At 48.0% G+C, this 23074-nt stretch carries 20 protein-coding genes; 14 read left to right on the forward strand and 6 right to left on the reverse strand.

Annotation, left to right across the window (positions count from 1 at the left end):
- Positions 1–189 precede the first annotated feature (189 nt).
- The 6 genes from R7E51_RS14240 to R7E51_RS14265 are packed head-to-tail and all read left to right on the forward strand — an operon-like array spanning position 190 to position 5839.
- The gene (locus R7E51_RS14240; protein WP_017635730.1) at positions 190–792 is read left to right on the forward strand and encodes an ABC transporter permease; all 603 of its coding nucleotides are present in this window, start codon (positions 190–192) and stop codon (positions 790–792) included.
- Between the two features lie 24 nt (positions 793–816).
- Positions 817–1986, forward strand: a complete 1170-nt coding sequence (locus R7E51_RS14245; RefSeq protein ID WP_005375741.1) for an ABC transporter ATP-binding protein — start codon at positions 817–819, stop codon at positions 1984–1986.
- Positions 1983–2717: an ABC transporter permease gene (locus R7E51_RS14250; protein ID WP_005375743.1), complete on the forward strand. Its 735-nt coding sequence runs from the start codon at positions 1983–1985 to the stop codon at positions 2715–2717. The genes R7E51_RS14245 and R7E51_RS14250 overlap by 4 nt, the downstream gene beginning before the upstream one ends.
- Before the next feature lie 35 nt (positions 2718–2752).
- Positions 2753–3634, forward strand: coding sequence for a glycine betaine ABC transporter substrate-binding protein (locus R7E51_RS14255; RefSeq protein ID WP_005375745.1), 882 nt, complete (start codon positions 2753–2755; stop codon positions 3632–3634).
- A gap of 4 nt (positions 3635–3638) precedes the next feature.
- Complete coding sequence (locus R7E51_RS14260) at positions 3639–4475, forward strand: nitrilase-related carbon-nitrogen hydrolase (RefSeq protein ID WP_005375747.1); 837 nt, start codon at positions 3639–3641, stop codon at positions 4473–4475.
- A 14-nt stretch (positions 4476–4489) separates the two neighbouring features.
- Complete coding sequence (locus tag R7E51_RS14265) at positions 4490–5839, forward strand: MmgE/PrpD family protein (RefSeq protein ID WP_005375749.1); 1350 nt, start codon at positions 4490–4492, stop codon at positions 5837–5839.
- Positions 5840–5875: 36 nt separating this feature from the next.
- Here R7E51_RS14265 and R7E51_RS14270 read toward each other — a convergent pair whose 3' ends face one another.
- On the reverse strand, positions 5876–6832 hold the full coding sequence (locus R7E51_RS14270; RefSeq protein WP_005375751.1) for a GlxA family transcriptional regulator: 957 nt from the start codon (positions 6830–6832) through the stop codon (positions 5876–5878).
- 154 nt (positions 6833–6986) lie between these two features.
- Here R7E51_RS14270 and R7E51_RS14275 point away from each other — a divergent pair, with 154 nt between their 5' ends.
- From R7E51_RS14275 to R7E51_RS14290, 4 genes are all read left to right on the forward strand, one after another.
- Positions 6987–7880 carry an alpha/beta hydrolase gene (locus R7E51_RS14275; protein ID WP_005375755.1) on the forward strand — a complete coding sequence of 298 codons (894 nt, stop codon included), beginning with the start codon at positions 6987–6989 and terminating at the stop codon, positions 7878–7880.
- Positions 7881–7938: 58 nt separating this feature from the next.
- On the forward strand, positions 7939–8808 hold the full coding sequence (locus R7E51_RS14280; protein WP_017821063.1) for an amidohydrolase family protein: 870 nt from the start codon (positions 7939–7941) through the stop codon (positions 8806–8808).
- A 55-nt stretch (positions 8809–8863) separates the two neighbouring features.
- Complete coding sequence (ydiJ, locus tag R7E51_RS14285) at positions 8864–11911, forward strand: D-2-hydroxyglutarate dehydrogenase YdiJ (RefSeq protein ID WP_017821062.1); 3048 nt, start codon at positions 8864–8866, stop codon at positions 11909–11911.
- A 215-nt stretch (positions 11912–12126) separates the two neighbouring features.
- Positions 12127–13005, forward strand: a complete 879-nt coding sequence (locus tag R7E51_RS14290) for a DMT family transporter (RefSeq protein ID WP_005375761.1) — start codon at positions 12127–12129, stop codon at positions 13003–13005.
- 46 nt (positions 13006–13051) lie between these two features.
- Here R7E51_RS14290 and R7E51_RS14295 read toward each other — a convergent pair whose 3' ends face one another.
- From R7E51_RS14295 to R7E51_RS14315, 5 genes are all read right to left on the reverse strand, one after another.
- A complete protein-coding gene (locus tag R7E51_RS14295; RefSeq protein WP_017821061.1) occupies positions 13052–13960 on the reverse strand; it encodes a hydroxymethylglutaryl-CoA lyase in 909 nt (302 codons plus the stop codon).
- Positions 13960–14799: an enoyl-CoA hydratase-related protein gene (locus tag R7E51_RS14300; RefSeq protein WP_017821060.1), complete on the reverse strand. Its 840-nt coding sequence runs from the start codon at positions 14797–14799 to the stop codon at positions 13960–13962. The genes R7E51_RS14295 and R7E51_RS14300 overlap by 1 nt, the downstream gene beginning before the upstream one ends.
- A 29-nt stretch (positions 14800–14828) precedes the next feature.
- Entirely contained in the window at positions 14829–16433 is a 1605-nt protein-coding gene (locus R7E51_RS14305; RefSeq protein WP_021036013.1) for a carboxyl transferase domain-containing protein, read from the reverse strand.
- Between the two features lie 25 nt (positions 16434–16458).
- Positions 16459–17628 carry an isovaleryl-CoA dehydrogenase gene (locus R7E51_RS14310; RefSeq protein WP_005387610.1) on the reverse strand — a complete coding sequence of 390 codons (1170 nt, stop codon included), beginning with the start codon at positions 17626–17628 and terminating at the stop codon, positions 16459–16461.
- Positions 17629–17694: 66 nt separating this feature from the next.
- Positions 17695–18069, reverse strand: a complete 375-nt coding sequence (locus tag R7E51_RS14315; RefSeq protein WP_017821195.1) for a MerR family transcriptional regulator — start codon at positions 18067–18069, stop codon at positions 17695–17697.
- Positions 18070–18344: 275 nt separating this feature from the next.
- Here R7E51_RS14315 and R7E51_RS14320 point away from each other — a divergent pair, with 275 nt between their 5' ends.
- The 4 genes from R7E51_RS14320 to R7E51_RS14335 are packed head-to-tail and all read left to right on the forward strand — an operon-like array spanning position 18345 to position 23071.
- Entirely contained in the window at positions 18345–19556 is a 1212-nt protein-coding gene (locus R7E51_RS14320) for an acetyl-CoA C-acyltransferase (protein WP_017821196.1), read from the forward strand.
- Positions 19557–19579: 23 nt separating this feature from the next.
- Positions 19580–21073, forward strand: a complete 1494-nt coding sequence (locus R7E51_RS14325) for a CoA-acylating methylmalonate-semialdehyde dehydrogenase (RefSeq protein ID WP_017821197.1) — start codon at positions 19580–19582, stop codon at positions 21071–21073.
- A gap of 19 nt (positions 21074–21092) precedes the next feature.
- The gene (locus R7E51_RS14330) at positions 21093–22247 is read left to right on the forward strand and encodes an acyl-CoA dehydrogenase family protein (RefSeq protein WP_005375772.1); all 1155 of its coding nucleotides are present in this window, start codon (positions 21093–21095) and stop codon (positions 22245–22247) included.
- Between the two features lie 38 nt (positions 22248–22285).
- The gene (locus R7E51_RS14335; RefSeq protein WP_005375773.1) at positions 22286–23071 is read left to right on the forward strand and encodes an enoyl-CoA hydratase; all 786 of its coding nucleotides are present in this window, start codon (positions 22286–22288) and stop codon (positions 23069–23071) included.
- The last annotated feature ends 3 nt before the right edge of the window (positions 23072–23074 follow it).

Genomic DNA, 23074 nt, shown 5'->3' on the forward strand with positions numbered 1-23074 from the left:
AAGCCAGTTCATTCCTTTCTTAATATTTCGTATTTCTATCTTTACGTGTCGCTATTTTACAACACTGTTAATAAAAAGTAGCGTAATTTAATCTCCTGTTAACTTGGTTGCGAATCACAGTTGGGGGAGACCTACTTGGACTTACTAAATTTCACCATAGATAACTTAGCGCTGCTAGGTACGCTTACCATGGAGCACATCTCTTTGGTTGCTCTGGCTGTTGGGCTTGCCATCTTAACTGGCGTACCTATCGGCATTCTTATCACACAAAATGAGCGCGCTGCGAAAGTGGTGCTTTACGTAGCGTCCATCATTATCACCATTCCTTCAATCGCATTGTTTGGTTTGATGATTCCTCTCTTATCGACCATTGGTCATGGGATTGGCTACGTGCCCGCCGTGATTACCGTACTGCTTTATTCTCAGCTGCCTATTATTCGCAACACTTATACCGCAATTCACAACGTAGAACCATCGCTCAGAGAGGCTGCTCGCGGTATCGGGATGACGCCTTTTCAACGTTTGAAAATGGTGGAAATTCCATTGGCGATTCCGGTGATTATGGCGGGTGTGAGAACGGCAGTAGTAATGAATATTGGCGTTATGGCGATCGCCGCGTATATCGGAGCCGGTGGGCTGGGCGTGTTTATCAGCCGTGGCATCTCGCAAAGTGATCCTCGACAACTGATCGTTGGTGCCATCGCCGTCAGCCTTCTGGCTATCATCGCGGATTACGGATTGATTCGACTACAAAAAAGATTAACGCCACCGGGCCTAACCGCTGCTCGATAAAGGACAAATAATAGGGACATTCAAATGATCAAAATTGACAAGCTAACCAAAATTTTTGAAACGCCTAATGGCCCGGTGACTGCCGCAGATCACATTGAGATGGAAGTTCACAGTGGTGAAATATGTGTGTTACTTGGCCCGTCCGGTTGTGGCAAAACCACCACGCTGAAAATGGTCAACCGAATTATTCCCGCGACATCGGGCAAGATCTATCTTGGCGGTGAAGATACTTCTGGGATGGATACAGTCACTCTGCGCCGCAACATCGGCTATGTTATTCAGCAAATTGGCTTATTTCCCAACATGACGATCGGCGAAAACATCGCGGTGGTTCCCAAGTTATTAGGGTGGGATAAGGCAAGATACATGACGCGTGCAAAAGAGCTATTGGAGATGGTTGCTCTTGATCCTAGTGTCTTTCTTAATCGTTATCCAAATGAGTTGTCTGGCGGACAGCAGCAACGAATTGGAGTTGCTCGAGCGCTAGCTGCGGATCCTCCCGTCATGCTGATGGATGAACCTTTTGGTGCGATTGACCCGATCAACCGTGAAGTAATCCAGGATGAGTTCCTTAAAATGCAGCAAGAGCTCAACAAGACCATCATGTTTGTCAGTCATGACATTGATGAAGCGGTCAAAATGGCCGATAGAATTGCGATTTTCCGCGATGGTCATCTGGTTCAGTACGATACGCCTGACGATTTGCTCGCACACCCGAAAGATGATTTCGTGAAAAACTTTGTCGGAGATGATCGCGCACTTAAACGTCTACGCTTAGTGACGGCTGAGTCCGTCATGCAGACCACCTTTGCGCACGTGAAACCTAACGAGACGCTTGCCGACGCTTTAACCAAAATTGACGCGTATGGGTATCGCGACGCCGTGATATTAGTAAATGGCCAACACCAGCCTATCGGTTATGTGCCAAAAGCTACAGCAATCAATATGAAGGGGTACTGCGGCGAACATTATGTCGGCCTGAAAACAATCGCCCGAACCACGGATGATCTGCGTAAAGTCGCGTCGAAGATGTTCACGCACGACATTGTTTGGATGCCGTGTGTTGACGAGAATGGCCGCTTAGTGGGCGAAGTCACACAGCGCGGCATTACTCATTATCTAGGCGCAACTTATCAGCGCGATACCTCTCTTAGTGAGCCACAGCCATTGCATCAGGCTAAGGAGGCATCGTGACCAATCAGCTAAAACAAACCTACTATTTCGTTTTATTGGCGTGTGTCTTTGCGTTGGGTATTTATTTACAAGGCGCGGGTACGATCGATGATTTCCTCTACTACCAAGAAGACATTGTTTATTTGACGGTTCAGCACATTGAACTGGTGCTGCTGTCTGGTGGATTGGCGATCCTAATCGCTATTCCCGTCGGCGTATTGCTCAGCCGTCCTCGTTTTCAGAAAGTCGCAGAATCGGCGATGCAGGTTTTGAATGTGGGGACCACGATTCCTACTTTAGCTATTCTTGCGCTGGCAATGAGCTTTCTTGGCATTGGCACCGTGCCTGCGGTATTTGGGCTGACGATTGCCTCGTTGTTGCCGATTGTCAGAAACACCTACATCGGGCTGAAAGAAGTGCCCGCTCATTTAAAAGAAGCGGCGTCAGGCATTGGTATGACCGAGTTACAAATGTTATTTCAGGTTGAAATTCCTAATGCGCTGTTCGTCACTTTTGCCGGTATCCGCACGGCGTTAGCTGTCAACGTGGGCACCGTGCCACTGGCCTTCTTAATTGGTGGCGGTGGGTTAGGGGAGCTCATTTTTACCGGTATTGATCTGGATGAACCCATCATGATGCTGGCAGGCGCTATTCCTACAGCGATGTTGGCTATCGCTATCGACAGTGTGGTAGGAGCCGTTTCCTATGTCACTGTACCTAAAGGCTGTAACCCTATTAGAGCTAGACAATAACAATCCTAAAAATTGAACACAGACAGGAGTCAAACATGTTAAAGCAAATTACTCGCCGCTTGCTGGCCGTTGGTGTACTGCTTTCAAGTTTTCACGCATCCGCGGAAATCGTCGTAGGTGGCAAAAACTTTACAGAACAACAGCTTTTAACGGAGATCACGTCTCAATATTTAACCAAAAAAGGCTACGACGTTGATAAGCGTTCGGGCATGGGCAGTGCGGTTTTGCGTAAAGCGCAAGAAAACGGCCAGATTGATCTTTATTGGGAATACACGGGCACATCACTGATCATTTACAACAAAGTCAAAGACAAGCTCCCAGCAGAGCAAGTGTATCAACGCGTTAAGGAACTCGATGCGAAGAAAGGCCTAGTTTGGCTTAACCCTTCAAAAGCGAACAACACCTACGCGCTCGCTATGCGCAGTGACGATGCGAAACAACGTGGCATCTCAACCTTGTCCGAGTTTGCCGAGCAAATGCGCCAAGACCCGCCAATGACCATTGCTTTGAATGCGGAATTCTATGCACGAAAAGATGGCTTCCGACCTTTACAGAAAACCTACAAATTCAAAGCTTCACGAGACCAAGTGAAACGCATGGATACTGGGTTAACTTATGATGCGCTAAAAGGGCAAGAAGTCGATGCTGCGCTCGTATTTGCAACAGATGGTCGTATCAAAGCATTTGGTTTTACCGTTTTAACGGATGACAAACAGTTCTTCCCTGATTACGCGATCACTCCTGTGGTTCGCCAAGAAACGCTAGATGCGAACCCAGACCTTGCCGAGCAAATGAACGCGCTTTCTGCGGCGATCGATGGCGATACGATGTCGACATTGAATCAACAAGTTGATGTGGAGCGACGTTCGATCTCAGAAGTCGCAAGCCAGTTCCTATCTGAGCATAACTTGGGGTAATACCATGACTATCTTGCAAGTCAGTGTGGCCCAAATCAACGCCCAGTTAGGCGATGTGAATGCCAATCTGAATACTCATCAGGATTACATAAAGCAAGCTGCGGCCATAGGGTCGCAGCTATTGCTGTTTCCTGAACTCTCCTTGACCGGATACCAGCTCCAATCCTCTGTGCGTGAAGTTGCCATGAAGCGTGATGATGCTCGGCTTAAAGAGCTTGCGCAACTTGCACCGCAGATGTCCGTGATTGTCGGCTTTGTTGAACAGGCCGCTCCGGGAGAATACTACAACGCGATGGCTTGGTTGCTCGGTGGTACGGTGGTTGCTGTGCATCGTAAAGTCAATTTACCAACCTATGGTGGGCTTGAAGAGGGTAAGTGGTTTCATTCGGGAGAGGCTACCACCAGCGTTTGTCTTGATGAAAATTGGCGAGGCTCGGTTTTAATTTGTGCCGATTTATGGAACCCACCTTTGGTTCATTGCGCGCTACTCGATAAGCCTGAAATCTTGCTCGCGCCGATCAACTCGGCCAGCAGTATTGTCAGTAAAGACTTTTCCAACGAAGACAACTGGTTAGTTAACGTTAAATTTTATGCGGTGCTCTACGGAACTCCAGTTTTGATGGCTAATCGTTACGGGCCAGAGGGCGAAGCGTGGTTTTGGGGAGGAAGCTGTATTTTGTCTCCAACGGGCGAGCTATTGGCGCAGGCAGAAGACGGTGAAACCTTGATAACTGCAACCTTGTCATTGGACGATATTGATAAAGCCAGGTTCGAGCTGCCTACCGTGCGAGACAGCAATACACCATTGATCACAACGCTATTGTCGAAGGCAAAACGCTAAAACTGGAGCAGTAGATGATGCAATCTATTCATCGATTTATTCACGAATTAACCTTTGAACAGCTTCCTGCTGACGTTATTGAACAAGCGAAATATTGCGTCTTGGATTTGTTAGGTGTCGCCGCAGCAGGTAAAGCGACGCAACTGCAAAATATGGTAGCTAAACTCGCGCAGAAGCAGTTTGCCGGTGATACGCCGATGCTGTTTTCTGATCACACGGCCAGTGGTTGTGGGGCGACTCTATATGGCGGCATGTTGATTGACAGCATGGACGCGCACGACGGCCAAGTCCTGACGAAAGGCCATGTTGGCGTCGCTGTTTTGCCGGGGCTGCTCGCCAGTATGCATGAGTCAGCGATCACGGGAGAAGAGTTATTAACGTCCCTCATCATTGGCTACGAAATTGCAACTCGCGCCGGAATCGCGCTGCATCAAACCGCTTGTGACTATCATACTTCTGGTGCTTGGAATGCGTTGGGCGTCGCTGCGGTGTCTGCAAGAAGAAAAGACTTAACGGATGCACAAACAGAGCATGCGCTCGGCATTGCCGAGTTCTATGGCCCGCGCAGTCAAATGATGCGTTGTATTGAACATCCAACCATGCTCAAAGACGGCTCTGGCTGGGGAGCGATGGCGGGCTTTGCCAGTGCAGAGCTGGCAGAAGAGGGCTTTACTGGCGCGCCAGCCGTGACTCTGCTGGACCAACAAACTCACGCTTTGTGGGCAGATTTAGGGCAGCGCTGGTATATCCTGGAGCAATACTTTAAACCGTATCCGGTTTGTCGTTGGGCTCAACCCGCGGTTGAAGCGGTGAGAGCGCTGCAACAAGAAAATAAACTAGAACCTGATGAGATTGAACTTATCGAAGTTCACAGCTTTCACCAGGCGGTGTGCCTGCATACCAAGCGCCCTGAGACAACCGAGCAGGCTCAGTACAGTTTGCCATTTTCAGTCGCGAGTGCGGTTATAGATAATACGGTCACGGTAGAAGCCGTCACCAAAGGACTGAACGATCCTGCTCGCTTGGCACTTACGGAACGGATGAAGTTAATTGAAGAGCCTGCATACAATGATAAGTTTCCAGCCGAACGTTGGGCGCATGTCGTGGTGACGTTGAAAAATGGCGACAAACTGACTTCACCTCCCTGTATTGCGCGAGGTAATCCTGAAAATCCGCTCAGTCGAGGCGAGATGCGAGGTAAGTTTCGTACTTTGGCAGAGAAAGAACTGCCCGCCTCGCACGTGTCAGCGATAGAAGAGGGCTGTTTGCAACTTGATAAAGCCAGTAAAGAGCAGGTAATTGCTTGGCTATCATTGCTTTACCAAGGCACGTTGTCCGATAAGCCGTCTGACACATCACGATGAGATCGAAGAGATTGAACTCCTTTCTCTTACTCAATCTTAAGCTAAACGTCGCTCTTCACGCGGCGTTTTTTCATAGCGTTTTTTGTAGCAGCGCGCAAAATACGATGTAGAACTGAACCCACAAGCCGTGCTGATTTGAGTGATGGACAGCATGGTTTGCAACAACAAATGTTGAGCGCGTTCTAAGCGCAATTGAAGGTAGTAATTGCCTGGTTTGTCTTGCAAGTATTGCAAAAATAACCTTTCCATCTGCCTGACCGATAATCCTACTTGTTCGCCAATTTCATAGCACTTTAGCGGCTCTTCCATGTTGGCTTCCATGATCTCTACAGCGTCGAGCAGGCGCGGGTGGCGGATGTTGTGCTTACGGATTAACGACATCCGCTGTTTATCATGCGCGGGTCGAATCGCAGGGTGAATGCATTGCTCTGCCACTTGATTCGCCAAGTCACTCCCATGTTGGTTTGTAATTAAATGAAGCATCATATCCAAACCGGCTAAGCCGCCCGAACAAGTTGGTGTGCGTGGGTCGAATTCGTACAACTCACTGGTCACGTTAATGTTTGGAAACTCCTCTGCCAGGCTGTTGGCGGACTCCCAATGCACGGTACACGTTTTGTTTTTTAACAGGCCAGCTTTTGCTAACAATACGCTGCCTGTCGAAGTCGAGCCCACGGCGATGCCTTGACGAAGCGCTTGCTTTAACCACTGATTCACCGAGCCACTCGCAGCAGCAACATGGGCGCCAATACCTGCCACAACCAGCAGCAAGTCTAAATGAGCAATGTTGTTGACTGACTGTGTTGGCGAGAATGAAACGCCATTACTGGCCGACACTTCTTTATCTTCGAATCCATAAATATCCCACTGATACAAATCGCAACCAGCGAGGCGGTTGGCCATTCGAAGAGGTTCGATAACCGCCGAAAAAGAGAGCATCGAAAAATCAGGAATAAGGAAAAAACCAATGCGATACGTGTGTGTCGTTTTCATTCTCTGTGGTCACCAAGTGGGCAGTTCATCTATGTCGTATTTCTGGATAAGAATGTCGCAATTGTTAAATTATTGCTATCAAAATTCGAACATGATGTGACTTAAGACAAGGACTTCTTTGTCGAGCATACACATTCATTTGGACGAGATAATTATGATTGAACAAAAAGCCCCAGTAATTAGTGATGGTCTACGCCTTGATGGCGCTTTCTTTACTGACGAGAACGTTAACAACCCAGACTTACCGATCGTTATTGTCTGCTCAGGCTTTACTGGGCAAAAAAATATTCACCCAGAGCGTTACGCGAGAGCCTTAACTGCGAAGGGCTTTACAGTATTCGGATTTGACTACCGTGGCTTTGGTGAATCTGAGGGTATTCGTGAGCGAGTTATCCTAGATGAACAAGTACGTGACATCGCGAACGCGGTTGCGGTTGTGAAACAGCGCGCTGACGAGGAAGGCCGCAAAGTCGTACTGGCTGGCTGGGGCATGGCCGGTGGATTAATTCTTGATGCTTACCGAGTTTGTCAAGATGCGATTGATGGCCTTATCTCCATGAACGGCTTTTATGATGCGGTACGTGTTCAGGTTGCTCAACGTGGCGAGCACGGTTGGAAAGCGTTCCGTCAATTTATGTTAGAAGAGCGTACACGTCTTGCTCTTGGTGGAGAAAAGCAGGGGATTGATCCATTTGAAATCTACCCGCTTGACCCAGTAAGCCGCGAATATGTATTCACTGAACTGGTCAAAGCACCGGGCTACGGCGTGACATCTGATCTGGATTTTGCGGATTCTCTCATCAATTTCAAACCGGAAGCCCTACTGGACGAGCGATTTGCAGACGCGCCAATCTTGATTGCGCACGGTGCAGAAAACGATCTTCACCCAGTGACCGAAGCAAAGTCGCTGTACGCGAAATACCCTGGGCCGAAATCTCTATTCTTACTGCCTGAAGGTGGTCACACCGAGTGGATGTTGGACGACGATCCTAAGTTTATTCAGTTCTCTGGCGTGATCGCGAACTGGTTGAGTGAGAACTTCAGTTAAGTCTTCAAGAGGTGCTTTCGTTGATGGCACCTCTACCTTTCTGACAGGATGATTTTCGATGAGCATAATTCCATTTTGTGAAGCGGCGGACCCATTTGTAAATAAACCAACAATCGCGATTCCTGAAGGCGCGGTTGATTGTCATGCCCACGTTTTTTCTTCACGTTATCCGTACTGTGAAACGCGAACCTACACGCCACCCGATGCCAGCGTCGGCGCGTACCTGCATTTGCACCAGCAATTAGGCATCCGTCATGGCGTGCTGGTTCAGCCGAGTGTGTATGGCAATGACAACCAGTTGCATCTTGATACATTACGGTATTTACGCCAGCAAGGTTACGACTACAAAGGCGTCGCGGTCGTGGATGCGGATGTGTCCGAGCAAACGCTGGATGAGCTACAAGAAGCCGGATTTTGTGGGGTGCGGATGAACCTGCTGTTTAAAGGTGGTATTGAGTGGCGTGATGTTGAGCGTTTAGCGGCTCGCCTTGCAGAGCGACACTGGCACCTTCAATGCTTAATTGATGTTTCGCAGTTTGATGACTTATATCAGCGATTAAGGGCTTTACCCGTGCCCGTAGTGATTGATCATCTTGGACATATGCCAACAAACAAGCTGATTTCTCATCCTGGTTTTCAAACCTTATTGAAGCTTAAGGCCGAAGGGAAAGTGTGGACAAAATTGTCGGCACCGTATCGTTTGTCGCTTCAATCTCCGCCTTATGATGACGTTTCTTCGTTTGCTCAAGCTTTGTTAGAAGCGAATGAAGAGCAATGCGTCTGGGGCTCGGATTGGCCTCATCCATGTTTTGCTGCTGAGATGCCAAATGATGGCCAGCTATTAGATACCTTGTGGCACTGGACGCAAGATACGACACTGTTTAGCAAGATTCTGGTCGATAACCCCAAGCGCCTCTACCGCTTTTAACTCCACATTCATGTTATGAACCTAAAAAGACAACCGTAAGGCACTGATTCAAATTATGCTTCCTGCACTTCCGCTACAGGTTTCCTCTGATCCTGTGGTTATCAAGTTCTTTAACACCCTTAAACAGCTTGGTTTCAAGGGGGATACTGATGCTCGCTATACCACTCGATTGAGTATGGCGACTGACAACAGCGTCTACCAGCAACTTCCGTTGTCGGTCGTCTTTCCTGCCAACCATCATGATGTGGTAATACTTGGCAAGGTCAGTGCTCGTGATGAATTTAAACACTTGACCTTTTCGCCCAGAGGAGGCGGAACGGGCACCAACGGACAATCATTGAACTCGGGGATCGTGGTTGACCTGTCTCGCTACATGAATCGAGTGTTAGAGATCAACGAGCAGGAAGGTTGGGTGAGAGTGGAAGCTGGGATAGTCAAAGATCAACTCAACGACATCGTTCGCCCTTATGGTTATTTCTTCTCGCCAGATCTGTCGACCAGCAACCGCGCAACATTAGGTGGGATGATTAATACTGATGCATCAGGCCAAGGCTCTTTGCAATATGGTAAAACCTCGGATCATGTGTTGGAGCTCAAAGCCGTATTGGCAGATGGCTCGGTGCTCGATACCGAAGCAATTCAACAAAACAAACGGTTAAACTGTGATGTAGTATCGCGAGCGTTAAAAATTACGGAGGAAGTTTGTCGAGACAAGCGTCAACAGATTCTGGATAAGTTTCCTCCTCTGAATCGCTTTCTTACTGGTTATGACCTAAAAAATGCCATCAACGACAAGAGTGAAGAGTTTGACGTCACGAGAATATTATGTGGCTCTGAAGGTACGTTAGCTTTTATTACTGAAGCCAAGCTCAATCTTACGCGAATACCTACTACGCGACGGTTAGTGAACGTTAAATACGATAGTTTTGATTCTGCATTGCGAAATGCTCCCTTGATGGTCGAAGCAGAGGCGCTATCGGTTGAGACAGTCGATGCAAAAGTACTCAACCTTGCAAGAGAAGACATTGTCTGGCACTCGGTAAAACACGCGATCTCAGACGTGCAGGGCAAAGAGATGCAAGGGATTAACTTTGTCGAGTTCGCAGGCAGTCAAAGCGATGATATTGAGGATAAAGTTGAACGCTTACTTTTAATTCTTGATAAAGAAATCGTTCATCGACGCAGTGGTATCATCGGCTATCAAGTCTGTCGCGACCCCAAAGACATCCAAGCTATTTATGTAATGCGCAAGAAAGCGGTTGGGCTGCTTGGCGCGACTAAAGGTCAGGCAAAGCCGATTGCATTCGCGGAAGATACCTGTGTGCCGCCTGAAAATTTGGCGGACTTTATCGCGGAATTTCGTACGTTGCTAGACAGCAATAACCTGCATTATGGCATGTTTGGGCATGTGGATGCAGGCGTTCTTCACGTGCGTCCAGCGCTCGATATGTGTGACCCCGAACAAGAAGCGTTGATGCATCAACTGTCCGATGATGTGGTCGCGCTGGTGGCAAAATACAATGGTTTAATGTGGGGAGAGCACGGTAAAGGATATCGCTCAGAATATGGACCTGCCTTCTTTGGTGATGAGCTCTTTACTGAATTAAGGCGTATTAAAGCGGCGTTTGACCCCGACAATAAAATGAACCCGGGCAAGATTTGCACGCCACTGAATAGCGACGCTGAAATGGTAAAAGTCACAGCGACCAAGCGTGGCTACTATGATCGTCAGATCCCCGTAGAAGTCCGAGAGTCGCTTAAGCCCGTACTGTCTTGCAATGGCAATGGGCTGTGTTTTAATTACGATGCTGATAGCCCAATGTGTCCATCATTTAAAGTGACAGCCGATCGTCGCCACTCTCCGAAAGGGAGGGCGGGGATAATGCGTGAATGGCTGCGTCGCCTTAATGACAGTGACTTCGATTTGCTCGCTAACGAACAGCAACTTCTCAATCAAACGTTATCGGTTAAGCTTTTGGCTCAGAAGCTGAGTAAGTTGATATCTCGCCCCGATCCTGATGATTTATCGCATGAAGTTTATGAGGTGATGAACGGTTGTCTAGCGTGCAAAGCGTGTGCGAGTCAGTGTCCTGTTAAAGTTGATGTGCCTGATTTTAGAGCGCGTTTTTTACACCTCTATCACTCTCGTTATCGTAGACCTCTGCGCGACTATCTGGTGTCGAATATTGAGCAACTGCTGCCGATTATGGCAAAAGCTCCCAAGCTGGTTAATCAAATTGCATCTAGTAGGCCTGTTACGCAAGTATTAGAGACATCCATCGGTTTTATTGATTCGCCAGTGCTATCGATCCCTACGTTGCAAAGTCGATGTCAGGCACTTGGAGTGAGCCCGTTTGACTTTGTGTATCTAGAATCGCTTTCCCCAGAAGTGAAGCAAAATTACGTCTTGATTGTTCAAGATCCATTTACCAGCTTTTATGAAGCCGAGTTGGTTGCGGACTTTATTCAGTTATTGCAGCGGTTAGGGAAACACCCTGTTGTTCTGCCTTTCAAACCCAATGGGAAAGCTCAACATGTAAAAGGTTTCCTTAAGGCATTCGCCAGAAATGCACAAAACACCTCGGATTTTCTCAAACAAGTTGCTGAGGTTGAAATTCCTATGATCGGTATCGATGCAGCCTTAGTGCTTTGTTATCGTGATGAATACCATCAGGTTCTAAAAGAGAAGCGAGGCGAATTTACAGTTTATACGGCTCATGAATGGCTGGTGGATACACTCAACGAATGGCCAGCTGTACGCGCATCAGATGAAGAGCCTTGGTATTTGATGGCGCATTGCACAGAAAAGACCAAAATACCGGAGACTGAGAAATCTTGGCAGTCTATTTTTCAGCACTTTGGCTTAAATCTGCAAGTCATACCTACGGGATGTTGTGGCATGGCTGGGACATTCGGACATGAAGTGGATAAGAAAAGTACGTCTGAAGCTATATATCAGCTTAGTTGGAAACCGAATATAAAGAACCTGCCCACTGAGCGTGTGTTAGCCACGGGGTACTCCTGCCGCAGTCAAGTTAAGCGTTTTGAAGGGGAGGTAGTTCGACACCCGGTACAGGTTTTAGCCAGTTTGCTTGCTGTATAGAATGCTAAAGTAATTTAGTATGCGAAAAGGCTTGCCTTAAGACTTTGCCTGCATTTAATGTATCTAGCAGCAGAACTTCAATCTGCGTGACAACAATACAGGAGAGGATCGGGCTTTCACTTTTTCGCTCGACACAAACCCCTTTCAAATTTACACAATAGCGCAGTAAAACTCTCTTGCTGCGCTATTGTGTGTTCCATATTTTGTGAGTACTTATGTTTAACTCAGAACGCAAAGCGACGGTTATTCTGGTTGCGACGACGATGATCGCTGCACTTGGCTGGATATTCTCTAAGGAAACAATACAGGGTTTACCACCTTTTGGCTTTATTGGGGCGCGATTTACTATCGCTTCGCTCTGCTTACTGCCTCTATGTTACCGACCTTTGCTGAAAGCAAACTTAAAAGATGTGCTTTCTGCTGGTGGTGTCGGGCTCCTGTTAGGCAGTGCCGTTATGACATGGATTTACGCTATTTCTATCAGTGATACTCTTGGGGAAGGCGCATTTATCATGAGCCTTTCCATGCTGTTTGTGCCGATTGTTGCATGGGTTATGTTTCGTCAACGACCACAACGAATTTTCTGGCTTTCTTTGCCTATCGCTGTATTAGGTCTTGCTTGTCTTTCTTTAGTTGGTGGCTGGAAACAATCGGCCAGTCAATTGTGGTTTCTTGGTGCAGCACTGGTTTTGGCGCTTCATTTTAATGTGAACAGCAAATACTCTCAAAAACTACCTGTGCTGCTGCTTACTTGCGTGCAACTTTTTTCAGCAGGTTGCTTAGGTTTGTTGGTTTCATTTTTTATGGAATCTTTCCCGGCTGAGGTGGACTCCTCTATTTGGTGGTGGTTTGCGTTGAGTACCTTATTAGCGACGAGCTTGCGTTACGTAATGCAAACCATGGGGCAAAAATTTGTTCAGGCAGGTAACGCTGCTCTAATTATGATATTAGAACCAGTTTGGACGGTTATTCTGAGCGTGCTGTGGTATGGCGAAGTGCTAACGGCAAATAAACTAGTAGGTTGTGTGCTTATCTTATTTTCTCTAATTATTTATCGTACTGGCGGGCGGTTTCGCTTCCCTACTCGAAAGTAGAGCAAATTAACTTGGGTTGGGAGAATTTGAGGTGCCGGATGGCCTTCTACGAAAGTGATAATACGCGGTTACGCAATGCTAATGACACTTTTGATGTAGGCTGCCGACCCAGCTCTTCGCTGATCATCCAGCCAGCTTTAGCCAGTAGCTCTAAGTCGATCCCCGTCTCTATTCCTAACCCTTGGCATAAATATAGTACATCCTCCGTTGCGACATTCCCTGATGCGCCATGAGCGTATGGGCATCCACCCAGCCCAGCCACACTACTGTCGATGGTGTTGATGCCCATACTCAGTGCCTGATAAATGTTGGTGAGAGCTTGTCCCCATGTGTCGTGGAAATGGACAGCAAGCTGGGGAAGAGGTGCAACCAACATGACGGCTTCTAGCATAGCAGCGATACGGTTTGGCGTGCCTGTACCGATTGTGTCGCCTAGAGACACCTCATAACACCCTAAATCGATGAGTGATTTGACCACGCTCGCCACTTGTTTAGGGGCTGTCGGGCCATCGTAAGGGCAGTCGGCAACGCAGGATAGATAGCCACGAACAGGGATGCCGTGTTTGGTGGCTAATCGCATTACAGGTTCGAAGCGAGTTAGGCTATCTGCAATCGAGCAATTGATATTGTGTTGGCAGAATCCTTCTGAGGATGAAGTGAAAATTGCGACCTGATTGGCGTCAGCCTCCAACGCTTGTTCTAAGCCTTTTAGGTTTGGTGTCAGGGCAGAGTAGGTAACATGATTTCGCCGTGTTATTGCTTTCATGACCTCTATTGAGTCCGCCATTTGTGGCACCCATTTGGGTGAGACAAAAGAGCCCGCCTCAATATGCGTTAACCCAGTATCAGAGAGTAAGTTGATCAGCCGGATTTTAGTCTGGGTCGCAACAGGAGATTCATTTTGCAACCCATCTCTAGGACCTACTTCGACAATCTTTACTTTGGAAGGTAGCATTACTTGTCCTGTGACTTGGTGACCCAACTTGGGCTACGTTTTTCAAGAAACGCTTGCAGCCCATCTTGACCTTGGGGTGATACTCTAATGTCCGCAATGAGCTTGCTAGTATAGTGAATCAGTTGTTGATCGATGGGGTTTTGATGACATTGATGGCAGAGCGTTTTCGCTTTACGCATCGCATCTGGGCTATTAAGTAGCAACGTCTTGATTACGCTATCGACCGCATTTTCAAGCTGTTTGGCTTCTTTCACTTCGTGCACAATACCAAACCGTTCGGCATCTTCGGCTGAAATGACTTCACCACTTAAGATATAGCGTCTAGCTTGTCTATTCCCCATCGCGCGCATGACGTAAGGCGCAATGGTCGCTGGAACTAAACCAAGCCTAACTTCACTTAAGCAAAAGTTGGCACTTTGGCTTGCGATGGCGATATCACTACAACAAATCAACCCCAAAGCGCCACCATAAGCGGAACCTTGAACAACTGCGATGGTGGGTTGAGGGAACGAATCTAATGTTTCCATGAGTCTTGCCAAGTTTTGGGCATCAACGAAGTTATCTTGCCTCGTGCTGTCGGCCATCGACTGCATCCAATTCAAATCGGCCCCGGATGAAAAATGCTTACCGTTACTTCTTAATACCAAGCACCGCACATCCGTTCGTAAAGCGAGATAATCTAGGCGGTGGATCAGCAAGTCGATCGTACAAGCGTCAAAAGCATTGTGTTTAGCTGTTCTGTTTAGGGTAATGGTCGCTACGCCATTATCATCGACATGCCAAAGAACATCATCTTGCCTTTGGGCGTTGGGAATAATGCTTGGTTGCATTTCCTGCATACTTACTTCCTTAATTCATCTTTGGATATTTACATTCTGAAGACGCCAAACTCGCTATCAGGAATGGGGGCGTTTAATGCTGCCATTAACGCTTGACTCAACACCTGGCGCGTTTTTTTAGGGTCAATAATTCCGTCATCCCATAGCCGAGCACTCGCAAAATAGGGATGTCCTTGTGTTTCATACAAGTCTATGATCGATTCTCTAAAAATGTGCTCTTCTTGCTCTGACCACGCTTCCCCCTGACGTTCCTTCGCGTCTTTTCGAACTTGTGTTAAAACGCCTGCTGCTTGTTCTCCGCCCATCACAGAAATACGCGCGTTCGGCCACATCCACATCATGGTTGGATCATACGCTCGGCCGCACATGCCGTAATTACCAGCGCCGTACGATCCACCGATGATCACGGTAAACTTTGGCACGTCAGCACAAGCGACGGCCATCACTAGCTTGGCGCCATGTTTTGCGATGCCTTCTTCTTCAACCTTTTTTCCGACCATAAAGCCGGTAATGTTTTGGAGAAAGAGAAGCGGTGTTTTCCGTTTGGCGCACAGCTCAATAAAGTGCGCGCCTTTTTGTGCCGATTCAGAAAACAAGATACCGTTGTTTGCCACAATACCAATCAAGTGTCCTTGAATACGAGCGAAGCCACACACTAGCGTTCTGCCGTACAAGGCTTTGAATTCGTCGAAATCAGAATCATCGACGATGCGGGCAATAATTTCTCGAACGTCGAATGACAGTCGTAAGTTGGCATTCACGATTCCGTAGATTTCTTCTGCGTCGTAGCGGGGAGGAAGTACGGTGTTTTCTGGCTTAACAGGTCTTGTTCTATTGGCATTGGCAATGGCTTCTCTCGCAAGCATTAGGGCATGTTCATCATTTTCAGCGTAATAATCTGCGACACCAGATTTTCGACAATGCACGTCTGCACCGCCGAGCTCTTCACCCGTCACGACTTCGCCAGTGGCCGCTTTCACCAAAGGTGGCCCCGCCAAAAAAATGGTGCCTTGCTCTTTAACCATAATGGACACATCCGCCATGGCAGGAACGTACGCGCCCCCAGCAGTGCAAAGCCCCATCACAACAGCAACTTGGGGGATGCTTTTCGCTGACATTCTCGCTTGGTTAAAGAAAATGCGACCAAAGTGTTCTTTGTCGGGGAAGACGTCGGACTGATGAGGGAGATTTGCGCCACCGGAGTCCACCAAGTACACGCAGGGGAGTTGGCAACGTTGGGCAATCTCTTGCGCTCTAAGGTGTTTTTTTACCGTGAGTGGGTAGTAGGTTCCGCCTTTTACCGAAGCATCGTTGGCGATGACCATGCATTGAATCCCCTCTATGATACCAATGCCGGCGATAACACCAGCGCAGGGGATCGCTTCGTCATACACTTGCCAGGCGGCAAACTGGCTGATTTCAAGAAAGTCAGTGTTGTCATCAAGCAAGCGCGCGATGCGTTCTCGTGCGGGGAGTTTTCCTTTTTGCCTCTGGTGCTCAATGGCTTTTTCACCGCCGCCCTGTTTGATGGTCTCGATGTGTTGATTAAGTTGAGTGACCAACGTTTCCATAACAGCTTTATTGGAAAGAAATAACTCGTCAGTTGGCTTAGTTTTACTTTTGATAATGGCCATAATGACTTCCTTGTCGTATGTTCCGTTAGCGAGATTCTTCGAACAGTTCTCGGCCTATTAACATGCGGCGAATCTCTGAGGTACCCGCGCCGATTTCATAAAGCTTTGCATCACGTAGCAAACGACCAGCAGGGTATTCATTGATGTAGCCATTCCCACCGAGCAGTTGTATTGCATCGAGTGCCATTTGTGTGGCGAGTTCTGCACTGTACAAAATCGCGCCAGCGGCGTCTTTGCGTGTTGCGTTACCTCGATCACAAGCCGCTGCGACGGTATATACATACGCTTTTGCTGCACTCATTCGAGAGTACATATCGGCGATCTTGCCCTGAACTAACTGAAACTCGCCAATGGATTTTCCAAACTGCTCTCGTTCATGTACGTACGGGACCACAATGTCCATGCAAGCTTGCATTATCCCGAGTGGTCCGGCAGCGAGGACGACGCGCTCGTAATCCAGCCCACTCATTAATACCTCGACGCCTTGATTCAACTCGCCAAGAATATTCTCTTTTGGCACTACGCAATGGTTAAATACAAGTTCGCAAGTATTCGAGCCTCTCATGCCTAGCTTGTCCAGCTTTTGAGCATGAGTGAAACCTGCGAAGTTACGTTCAATAATGAATGCGGTAATGCCACGTGAACCTGCGCTGACATCTGTTTTAGCGTAAAGCACCACTACGTCAGCATCGGGCCCATTTGTTATCCACATTTTGTTGCCATTCAGTACAAAATGGTCGCCCTTGTTCTCCGCTTTCAGTTGCATGCTTATCACGTCTGAACCGGCATTGGGCTCGCTCATCGCTAGGGCGCCAACGTGCGTACCATCAATGAGTTTTGGAAGGTATTTTTCGCGTTGAGAAGGCGTGCCGTTACGAAAGATTTGGTTGACGCACAGGTTAGAATGAGCGCCGTAGCTTAAAGCGACAGACGCAGAGGCACGGCTGATTTCTTCCATGGCAACAACATGAGCGAGGTATCCCATGCCTGCACCACCAAGCTCTTCATCGACGGTCACACCAAGCAACCCCATTTCTCCCAACAAAGGCCATAAATGATTCGGGAACTGGTTATCGCGGTCTATCTCAGCGGCGATGGGCGCGATATGTTCCGTAGCAAAGGCATTAACGTGTTCTCGGAGCATATCGATGGTATCACCAAGTCCGAAATTGAGTGGGGTATAGGTGCTTTTCATAACGTCTCCCGGTATCAGAGGTAAGGTGGAAAAGCCTGTAGCGGTGTTGCTAATTGAGTATAGCGTTTATGTCTGCTTGCTTTTGAGTGTTTGAATACAACGCTCCTTAGCGGCATTCAACTCTGCCATAACGACGCTGATGTCGTTGAGTTGTTGCTGTAGGACGGCTTGTTTCTCTTCAATGATATTGAGCATTTTCAATAACTGTCCTTCGGTTTGTTGCATGTCGTAGAGCTCGAAAAGTTCACGAATTTCTGCCAATGAAAAACCGAGTCGTTTCCCTCTTAAAATCAGTTTGAGGCGAATTCTATCCCTGCGTTGATAAACGCGCATATTGCCTTTTCGCTCTGGTTCAATCAGACCCACGTCTTCATAAAACCGGATACTGCGAGTAGTAATATCAAACTCCTTGGCGAGGTCACTGATCTTGTATTTTTCCATAACATACTTACCTCGAATAAAAATCCAGTTTCTGGAAATCGAACCTTAAATGGGAAGGCCGAACATCAACTTTGAAATATAAACGTCTGCTTGGTGTGTTTTTTCATCTCATTGTAAAGGCTAGTGCTATGCTTACGTAAACGTCAAGAAATCGCGGAATGAAAGTTTGTTAGTGAAAAAGGCGATAAAGGCTGGTGTGGCGCTTGGTGAGTAATTCTATGTAGGGTGTCATCAGTCTGCCAAGTGTTCACATATACCTTAAGGGAATGCGAATCATGGGAAAAGACATCTGGATTGTCAGCGCGAAAAGAACGCCAATTGGGCGCTTTCAAGGCAAGTTGCAAACTTACTCTGCTCCTCAATTAGGCGCACTGGCGATCAAGGCGGCAATGCACGAAGTGAATGTGACTTCGGTGGATGAAGTGTTCATGGGATGTGTGCTTCCAGCAGGGTGTGGACAAGCTCCTGCGAGGCAAGCATCTATGGGGGCAGATCTTCCTTTGGGTGTAGGGTGCACCACCATTAACAAAGTGTGTGGCTCTGGCATGAAGAGCGTCATGTTAGCGCACGATCTCATTAAAGCTGGAACGATTCGCTCTGCCATTGCTGGTGGTATGGAAAGTATGACCAATGCGCCGTATTTGCTGAGGGAGGCGAGAAAGGGAATGCGCATGGGGCACCAGTCTACGTATGACCACATGTTTCTCGATGGGCTACAAGATGCTTACGAAGGGCACTTAATGGGTGTTTATGCTCAGCAAGTCGCTGACAGGCTTAAGTTCACCAGAGAGCAAATGGATGAATGGGCCGTGATGTCGGCAAAACGTGCGTTGGAAGCTCAAGAGCGAGGCTTGTTTGCCGATGAACTTTCGCCGGTTTCACTCAATACCAAGTCAGAACAAGCGGTGCTGGACTACGATGAGCACCCTCGCTCGATTGACCTTGGTAAAATTCCTCAACTCAAACCTGCATTCGATGAAAAAGGTACGGTGACCGCTGCTAATTCGAGTGCCATTTCAGATGGCGCGGCGGCTCTGGTGCTTATGGATGAAGACACTGCGCGTCATCAGGGGCTTAAACCACTTGCGATCATCAAGGCGCACTCTACACATGCCAGAAAACCTGCAGAATTTACTTTGGCCCCCGTCTACGCAATTGAGCAACTGCTGTTCCAGCTAGATTGGTCAATTTATGAAGTGGATCTGTGGGAAATCAATGAAGCCTTTGCCGTCGTGACACAAATAGCGGTGGCGGAACTTGGGCTTGATACGAGCAAAGTAAATATTAAAGGTGGAGCCTGTGCACTTGGGCATCCGATAGGGGCTAGTGGCGCACGAATTCTGGTGACATTGATTCACAGTTTGCGTCAGCTACAAGCGCTAGGCACCAATGGTGATCTCGAAGCCAAAAAAGTGATGCGGGGTGTTGCGTCACTTTGTATCGGTGGTGGAGAAGCCACGGCGATAGGCATTGAAATACCGCTTTAATTGAAATCAGAAAGGAGTAAATGATGACTCGTTTGGTTCCCTTGTTTATTGGTGGCGAGTTTCGTGAATCTCAAACATCGGATTGGGTTGAGGTAACCAATCCTGCCACTAATGATGTCATTGCGTACGTTCCATGTTCCACAGAGCACGAGATGGAAGCCGCCATTGATAATGCGAAAGAGACATTCCAATCTTGGAAAGAAGTGGCGATACCCGAGCGTGCCCGAGTTATGCTGCGTTATCAGCACTTGCTCAAAGAGCATCATGATGAGCTTGCCACACTGCTTTCTCATGAAACGGGTAAGATTTTAGCGGATGCCAAAGGCGATGTGTGGCGTGGTATCGAGGTGGTTGAGCAGGCTGCAAACATTGCCAGCAATATTATGGGAGAAACCGTCGAAAACGTTGCCACGGATATTGATAGTTACTCAATGATTCAGCCCCTAGGTGTGTGTTGCGGCATTACGCCGTTTAACTTTCCAGCCATGATTCCGTTGTGGATGTTCCCAATCGCTATCGCTGCGGGCAATACGTTTGTGCTCAAACCCTCCGAACAAGTGCCATTGACCTCTATTCGTTTAGCTGAACTATTTGAGCAAGCTGGCGCGCCGAAAGGAGTGTTGCAGGTCGTTCATGGCCGCAAAGAGCAAGTCGACTTTCTTCTGGCTCATCCTGATATTCGAGCGGTGTCATTTGTTGGCTCGGTTCCCGTTGCCCGTTATATCTACACTACAGGGACTAAACATTTTAAACGGGTTCAAGCTTTTGCTGGTGCAAAGAATCACATGGTGATCATGCCTGATGCAAACAAAGATCAAGTGGTGAATAACCTAATCGGAGCCTCCGTAGGGGCTGCGGGGCAGCGTTGTATGGCAATTTCTGTTGCGGTATTTGTCGGCGATTCAAAACAATGGATTGCAGACCTGAAACTGGCGATGGCGAAAGTACACCCAGGGCCTTGGGATGATGAACAGGCTGCTTATGGCCCACTGATCAGTGAGCAAGCCAAGCAACGCGTATTGGACCTAATCGAAGATGGCAAACAACAAGGCGCAGTGTGTGAACTCGATGGCAGTCAGTGTGAAGTGGACGGCTTTCCCGATGGAAACTGGATTGGCCCAACCTTGTTTAGCGGTGTAACAGCGAACATGTCGATTTACACGCAAGAGATATTTGGCCCTGTTTTAGTTTGTATGGAAGTCGAAACGTTGCAAGAGGCCATTGAGTTAGTGAATCGCAACCCTTACGGCAACGGAACTTCTATATTTACCGCTAATGGCGCTGCTGCGAGAAAATATCAGCATGACATTCAAGTCGGTCAAGTTGGGATTAATGTGCCAATTCCAGTCCCTTTACCATTTTTCTCCTTTACTGGTTGGAGAGGCAGTTTCTATGGTGATTTACATGCGTATGGTAAACAAGCGGTACGTTTTTATACCGAGACTAAAACGGTGACGGCACGTTGGTTTGATGACGATATTCCGACGGGGCCCAATCTGACCATCCAACTGCGCTGAGTGAATAAAAGGAGCTTTTATGGACTTTGAACTTAATGAAGATCAACGTGCATTTGCTGATACCGCTCAGCAATTTGCCGATGAGTGTTTAGCACCGATGGCGGCGGAGTGGGATGAAAAGCAGATCTTCCCCAAAGACGTATTGAGAGAGGCGGGGGAACTGGGGTTTCTCAGTCTCTACACTCCAGAAGCGCAAGGTGGCCTAGGGCTGAGTCGCTTGGATGCTTCAATTATCTTTGAACAACTGGCCATGGGATGTACGTCCACTACGGCGTTTATGACGATTCACAACATGGTCAGTTGGATGATAGCCAGTTTTGCTACCGATGAAGCCAAAACGCAGTTCTGTCCGAAATTAGTTACGGGGGAGTGGTTAGGCTCCTATTGCTTAACCGAGCCTAATGCGGGATCGGATGCCGCTTCGTTGGCCACAACCGCGAGCAAAAAAGGTGATACTTACGTGTTGAATGGTGGCAAAACCTTTATCTCTGGCGCAGGAGAGACAGATGTTTTGGTCGTGATGGCGCGAACCGGAGAAGCGGGTGCCAAAGGCGTGTCCGCATTTGTTATTCCTGCTCACGCTGATGGTATCAGCTATGGGCGCAAAGAACCCAAAATGGGTTGGAACAGCCAACCAACACGAGCGGTTACTTTTGAAAATGTCGTTATTCCAGCTAGCCATTTACTGGGCGAAGAAGGGCAAGGTTTTGTCTTTGCGATGAAAGGGCTTGATGGAGGGCGTATAAATATTGCGACCTGTTCCGTCGGTACGGCTCAACAGGCCCTTGAACGGGCGGCACGGTACATTCAAGAACGTAAGCAGTTCGGCAAGTCGCTTGCGCAGTTTCAAGCCTTACAATTCAAATTGGCAGACATGGCAACAGAGCTAGTGGCTGCGCGGCAGTTAGTGCGCTATGCCGCCAGTAAACTCGACCGAAATGACCCGGATGCCACGGCTTATTGCGCGATGGCAAAACGGTTCGCAACTGATGTGGGCTTTCAGGTTTGCGACCAAGCGCTGCAGCTTTATGGCGGCTATGGTTACATCAAAGAGTATCCAATGGAGCGTCATTTCAGAGATGTGCGTGTGCATCAAATTCTGGAGGGAACGAACGAAATCATGCGCTTGATCATCGCGCGCCGTTTGCTCTCTGAGGAATCGGCCTTGCTGTAGCGAAGTATTGGATTTGCTCATTGAGAAAGGATTCAGATATGCCATTAACCCAAACTGCCATTCAACATACGATCGCTAATCACGTTGCGCTGGTGACGATGAACAACCCGCCAGCCAATACGTGGACAGCAGAGAGTCTCAAGGCACTGAAATCGCTGATACTCACACTTAACGATGATAACCAGGTTTATTCACTGGTTTTAACTGGCAGTGGAGAAAAGTTTTTCTCTGCTGGTGCGGATCTCAAGTTGTTTTCTGACGGTGACAAAGCGGTTGCGTCAGACATGGCGCGATGCTTTGGTGAAGCCTTTGAAACGCTCTCGGAATTTCGTGGTGTTTCCATTGCCGCCATTAATGGTTACGCCATGGGCGGAGGGTTAGAAGTGGCATTAGCTTGTGATATTCGAGTCGTTGAAGAGCAAGCGGTACTTGCTTTACCAGAAGCCAAAGTCGGACTTTTGCCCTGTGCTGGTGGTACCCAAAACCTCACAGCGTTAGTGGGGGAAGGCTGGGCAAAGCGCATCATTTTATGTGGAGAGCAAGTCAGCGCTGACAAAGCAAAAGAACTAGGCCTAGTTGAGGAGTTGGTTCCCAAAGGCGAAGCTTTAAGTAAAGCGCTGGAGCTTGCTGAATCTGTTGCGAACCAGTCACCATCTTCTGTCGCCGCATGTAAGGCGCTCATTCAAAATATGCGCTCTGCGCCACTTAAGCACGGCTTAATGAAAGAGCGAGAGTTATTTCTGAATCTTTTTGATACGGAAGATCAAGTTGAGGGTGTTCGCGCCTTTTTAGAAAAACGCCCACCGCAATGGAAAAACCGATAGGAG

The sequence above is a fragment of the Vibrio sp. Vb1166 genome (assembly GCF_033338695.1).
In the GTDB taxonomy this organism is placed as follows: domain Bacteria; phylum Pseudomonadota; class Gammaproteobacteria; order Enterobacterales; family Vibrionaceae; genus Vibrio; species Vibrio alginolyticus.

Bases quoted from the DNA above. Each gene is read 5' to 3' on its own strand.
- R7E51_RS14320 (WP_017821196.1), top strand. From the start codon at position 18,345: ATGGGAAAAGACATCTGGATTGTCAGCGCGAAAAGAACGCCAATTGGG.
- R7E51_RS14335 (WP_005375773.1), top strand. From the start codon at position 22,286: ATGCCATTAACCCAAACTGCCATTCAACATACGATCGCTAATCACGTT.
- R7E51_RS14240 (WP_017635730.1), top strand. From the start codon at position 190: ATGGAGCACATCTCTTTGGTTGCTCTGGCTGTTGGGCTTGCCATCTTA.
- R7E51_RS14275 (WP_005375755.1), top strand. From the start codon at position 6,987: ATGATTGAACAAAAAGCCCCAGTAATTAGTGATGGTCTACGCCTTGAT.
- R7E51_RS14270 (WP_005375751.1), bottom strand. From the start codon at position 6,832: ATGAAAACGACACACACGTATCGCATTGGTTTTTTCCTTATTCCTGAT.
- R7E51_RS14300 (WP_017821060.1), bottom strand. From the start codon at position 14,799: ATGCAGGAAATGCAACCAAGCATTATTCCCAACGCCCAAAGGCAAGAT.
- R7E51_RS14290 (WP_005375761.1), top strand. From the start codon at position 12,127: ATGTTTAACTCAGAACGCAAAGCGACGGTTATTCTGGTTGCGACGACG.
- R7E51_RS14260 (WP_005375747.1), top strand. From the start codon at position 3,639: ATGACTATCTTGCAAGTCAGTGTGGCCCAAATCAACGCCCAGTTAGGC.
- R7E51_RS14255 (WP_005375745.1), top strand. From the start codon at position 2,753: ATGTTAAAGCAAATTACTCGCCGCTTGCTGGCCGTTGGTGTACTGCTT.
- R7E51_RS14245 (WP_005375741.1), top strand. From the start codon at position 817: ATGATCAAAATTGACAAGCTAACCAAAATTTTTGAAACGCCTAATGGC.
- R7E51_RS14330 (WP_005375772.1), top strand. From the start codon at position 21,093: ATGGACTTTGAACTTAATGAAGATCAACGTGCATTTGCTGATACCGCT.
- R7E51_RS14295 (WP_017821061.1), bottom strand. From the start codon at position 13,960: ATGCTACCTTCCAAAGTAAAGATTGTCGAAGTAGGTCCTAGAGATGGG.
- R7E51_RS14305 (WP_021036013.1), bottom strand. From the start codon at position 16,433: ATGGCCATTATCAAAAGTAAAACTAAGCCAACTGACGAGTTATTTCTT.
- R7E51_RS14265 (WP_005375749.1), top strand. From the start codon at position 4,490: ATGATGCAATCTATTCATCGATTTATTCACGAATTAACCTTTGAACAG.
- ydiJ (WP_017821062.1), top strand. From the start codon at position 8,864: ATGCTTCCTGCACTTCCGCTACAGGTTTCCTCTGATCCTGTGGTTATC.
- R7E51_RS14325 (WP_017821197.1), top strand. From the start codon at position 19,580: ATGACTCGTTTGGTTCCCTTGTTTATTGGTGGCGAGTTTCGTGAATCT.
- R7E51_RS14315 (WP_017821195.1), bottom strand. From the start codon at position 18,069: ATGGAAAAATACAAGATCAGTGACCTCGCCAAGGAGTTTGATATTACT.
- R7E51_RS14280 (WP_017821063.1), top strand. From the start codon at position 7,939: ATGAGCATAATTCCATTTTGTGAAGCGGCGGACCCATTTGTAAATAAA.
- R7E51_RS14310 (WP_005387610.1), bottom strand. From the start codon at position 17,628: ATGAAAAGCACCTATACCCCACTCAATTTCGGACTTGGTGATACCATC.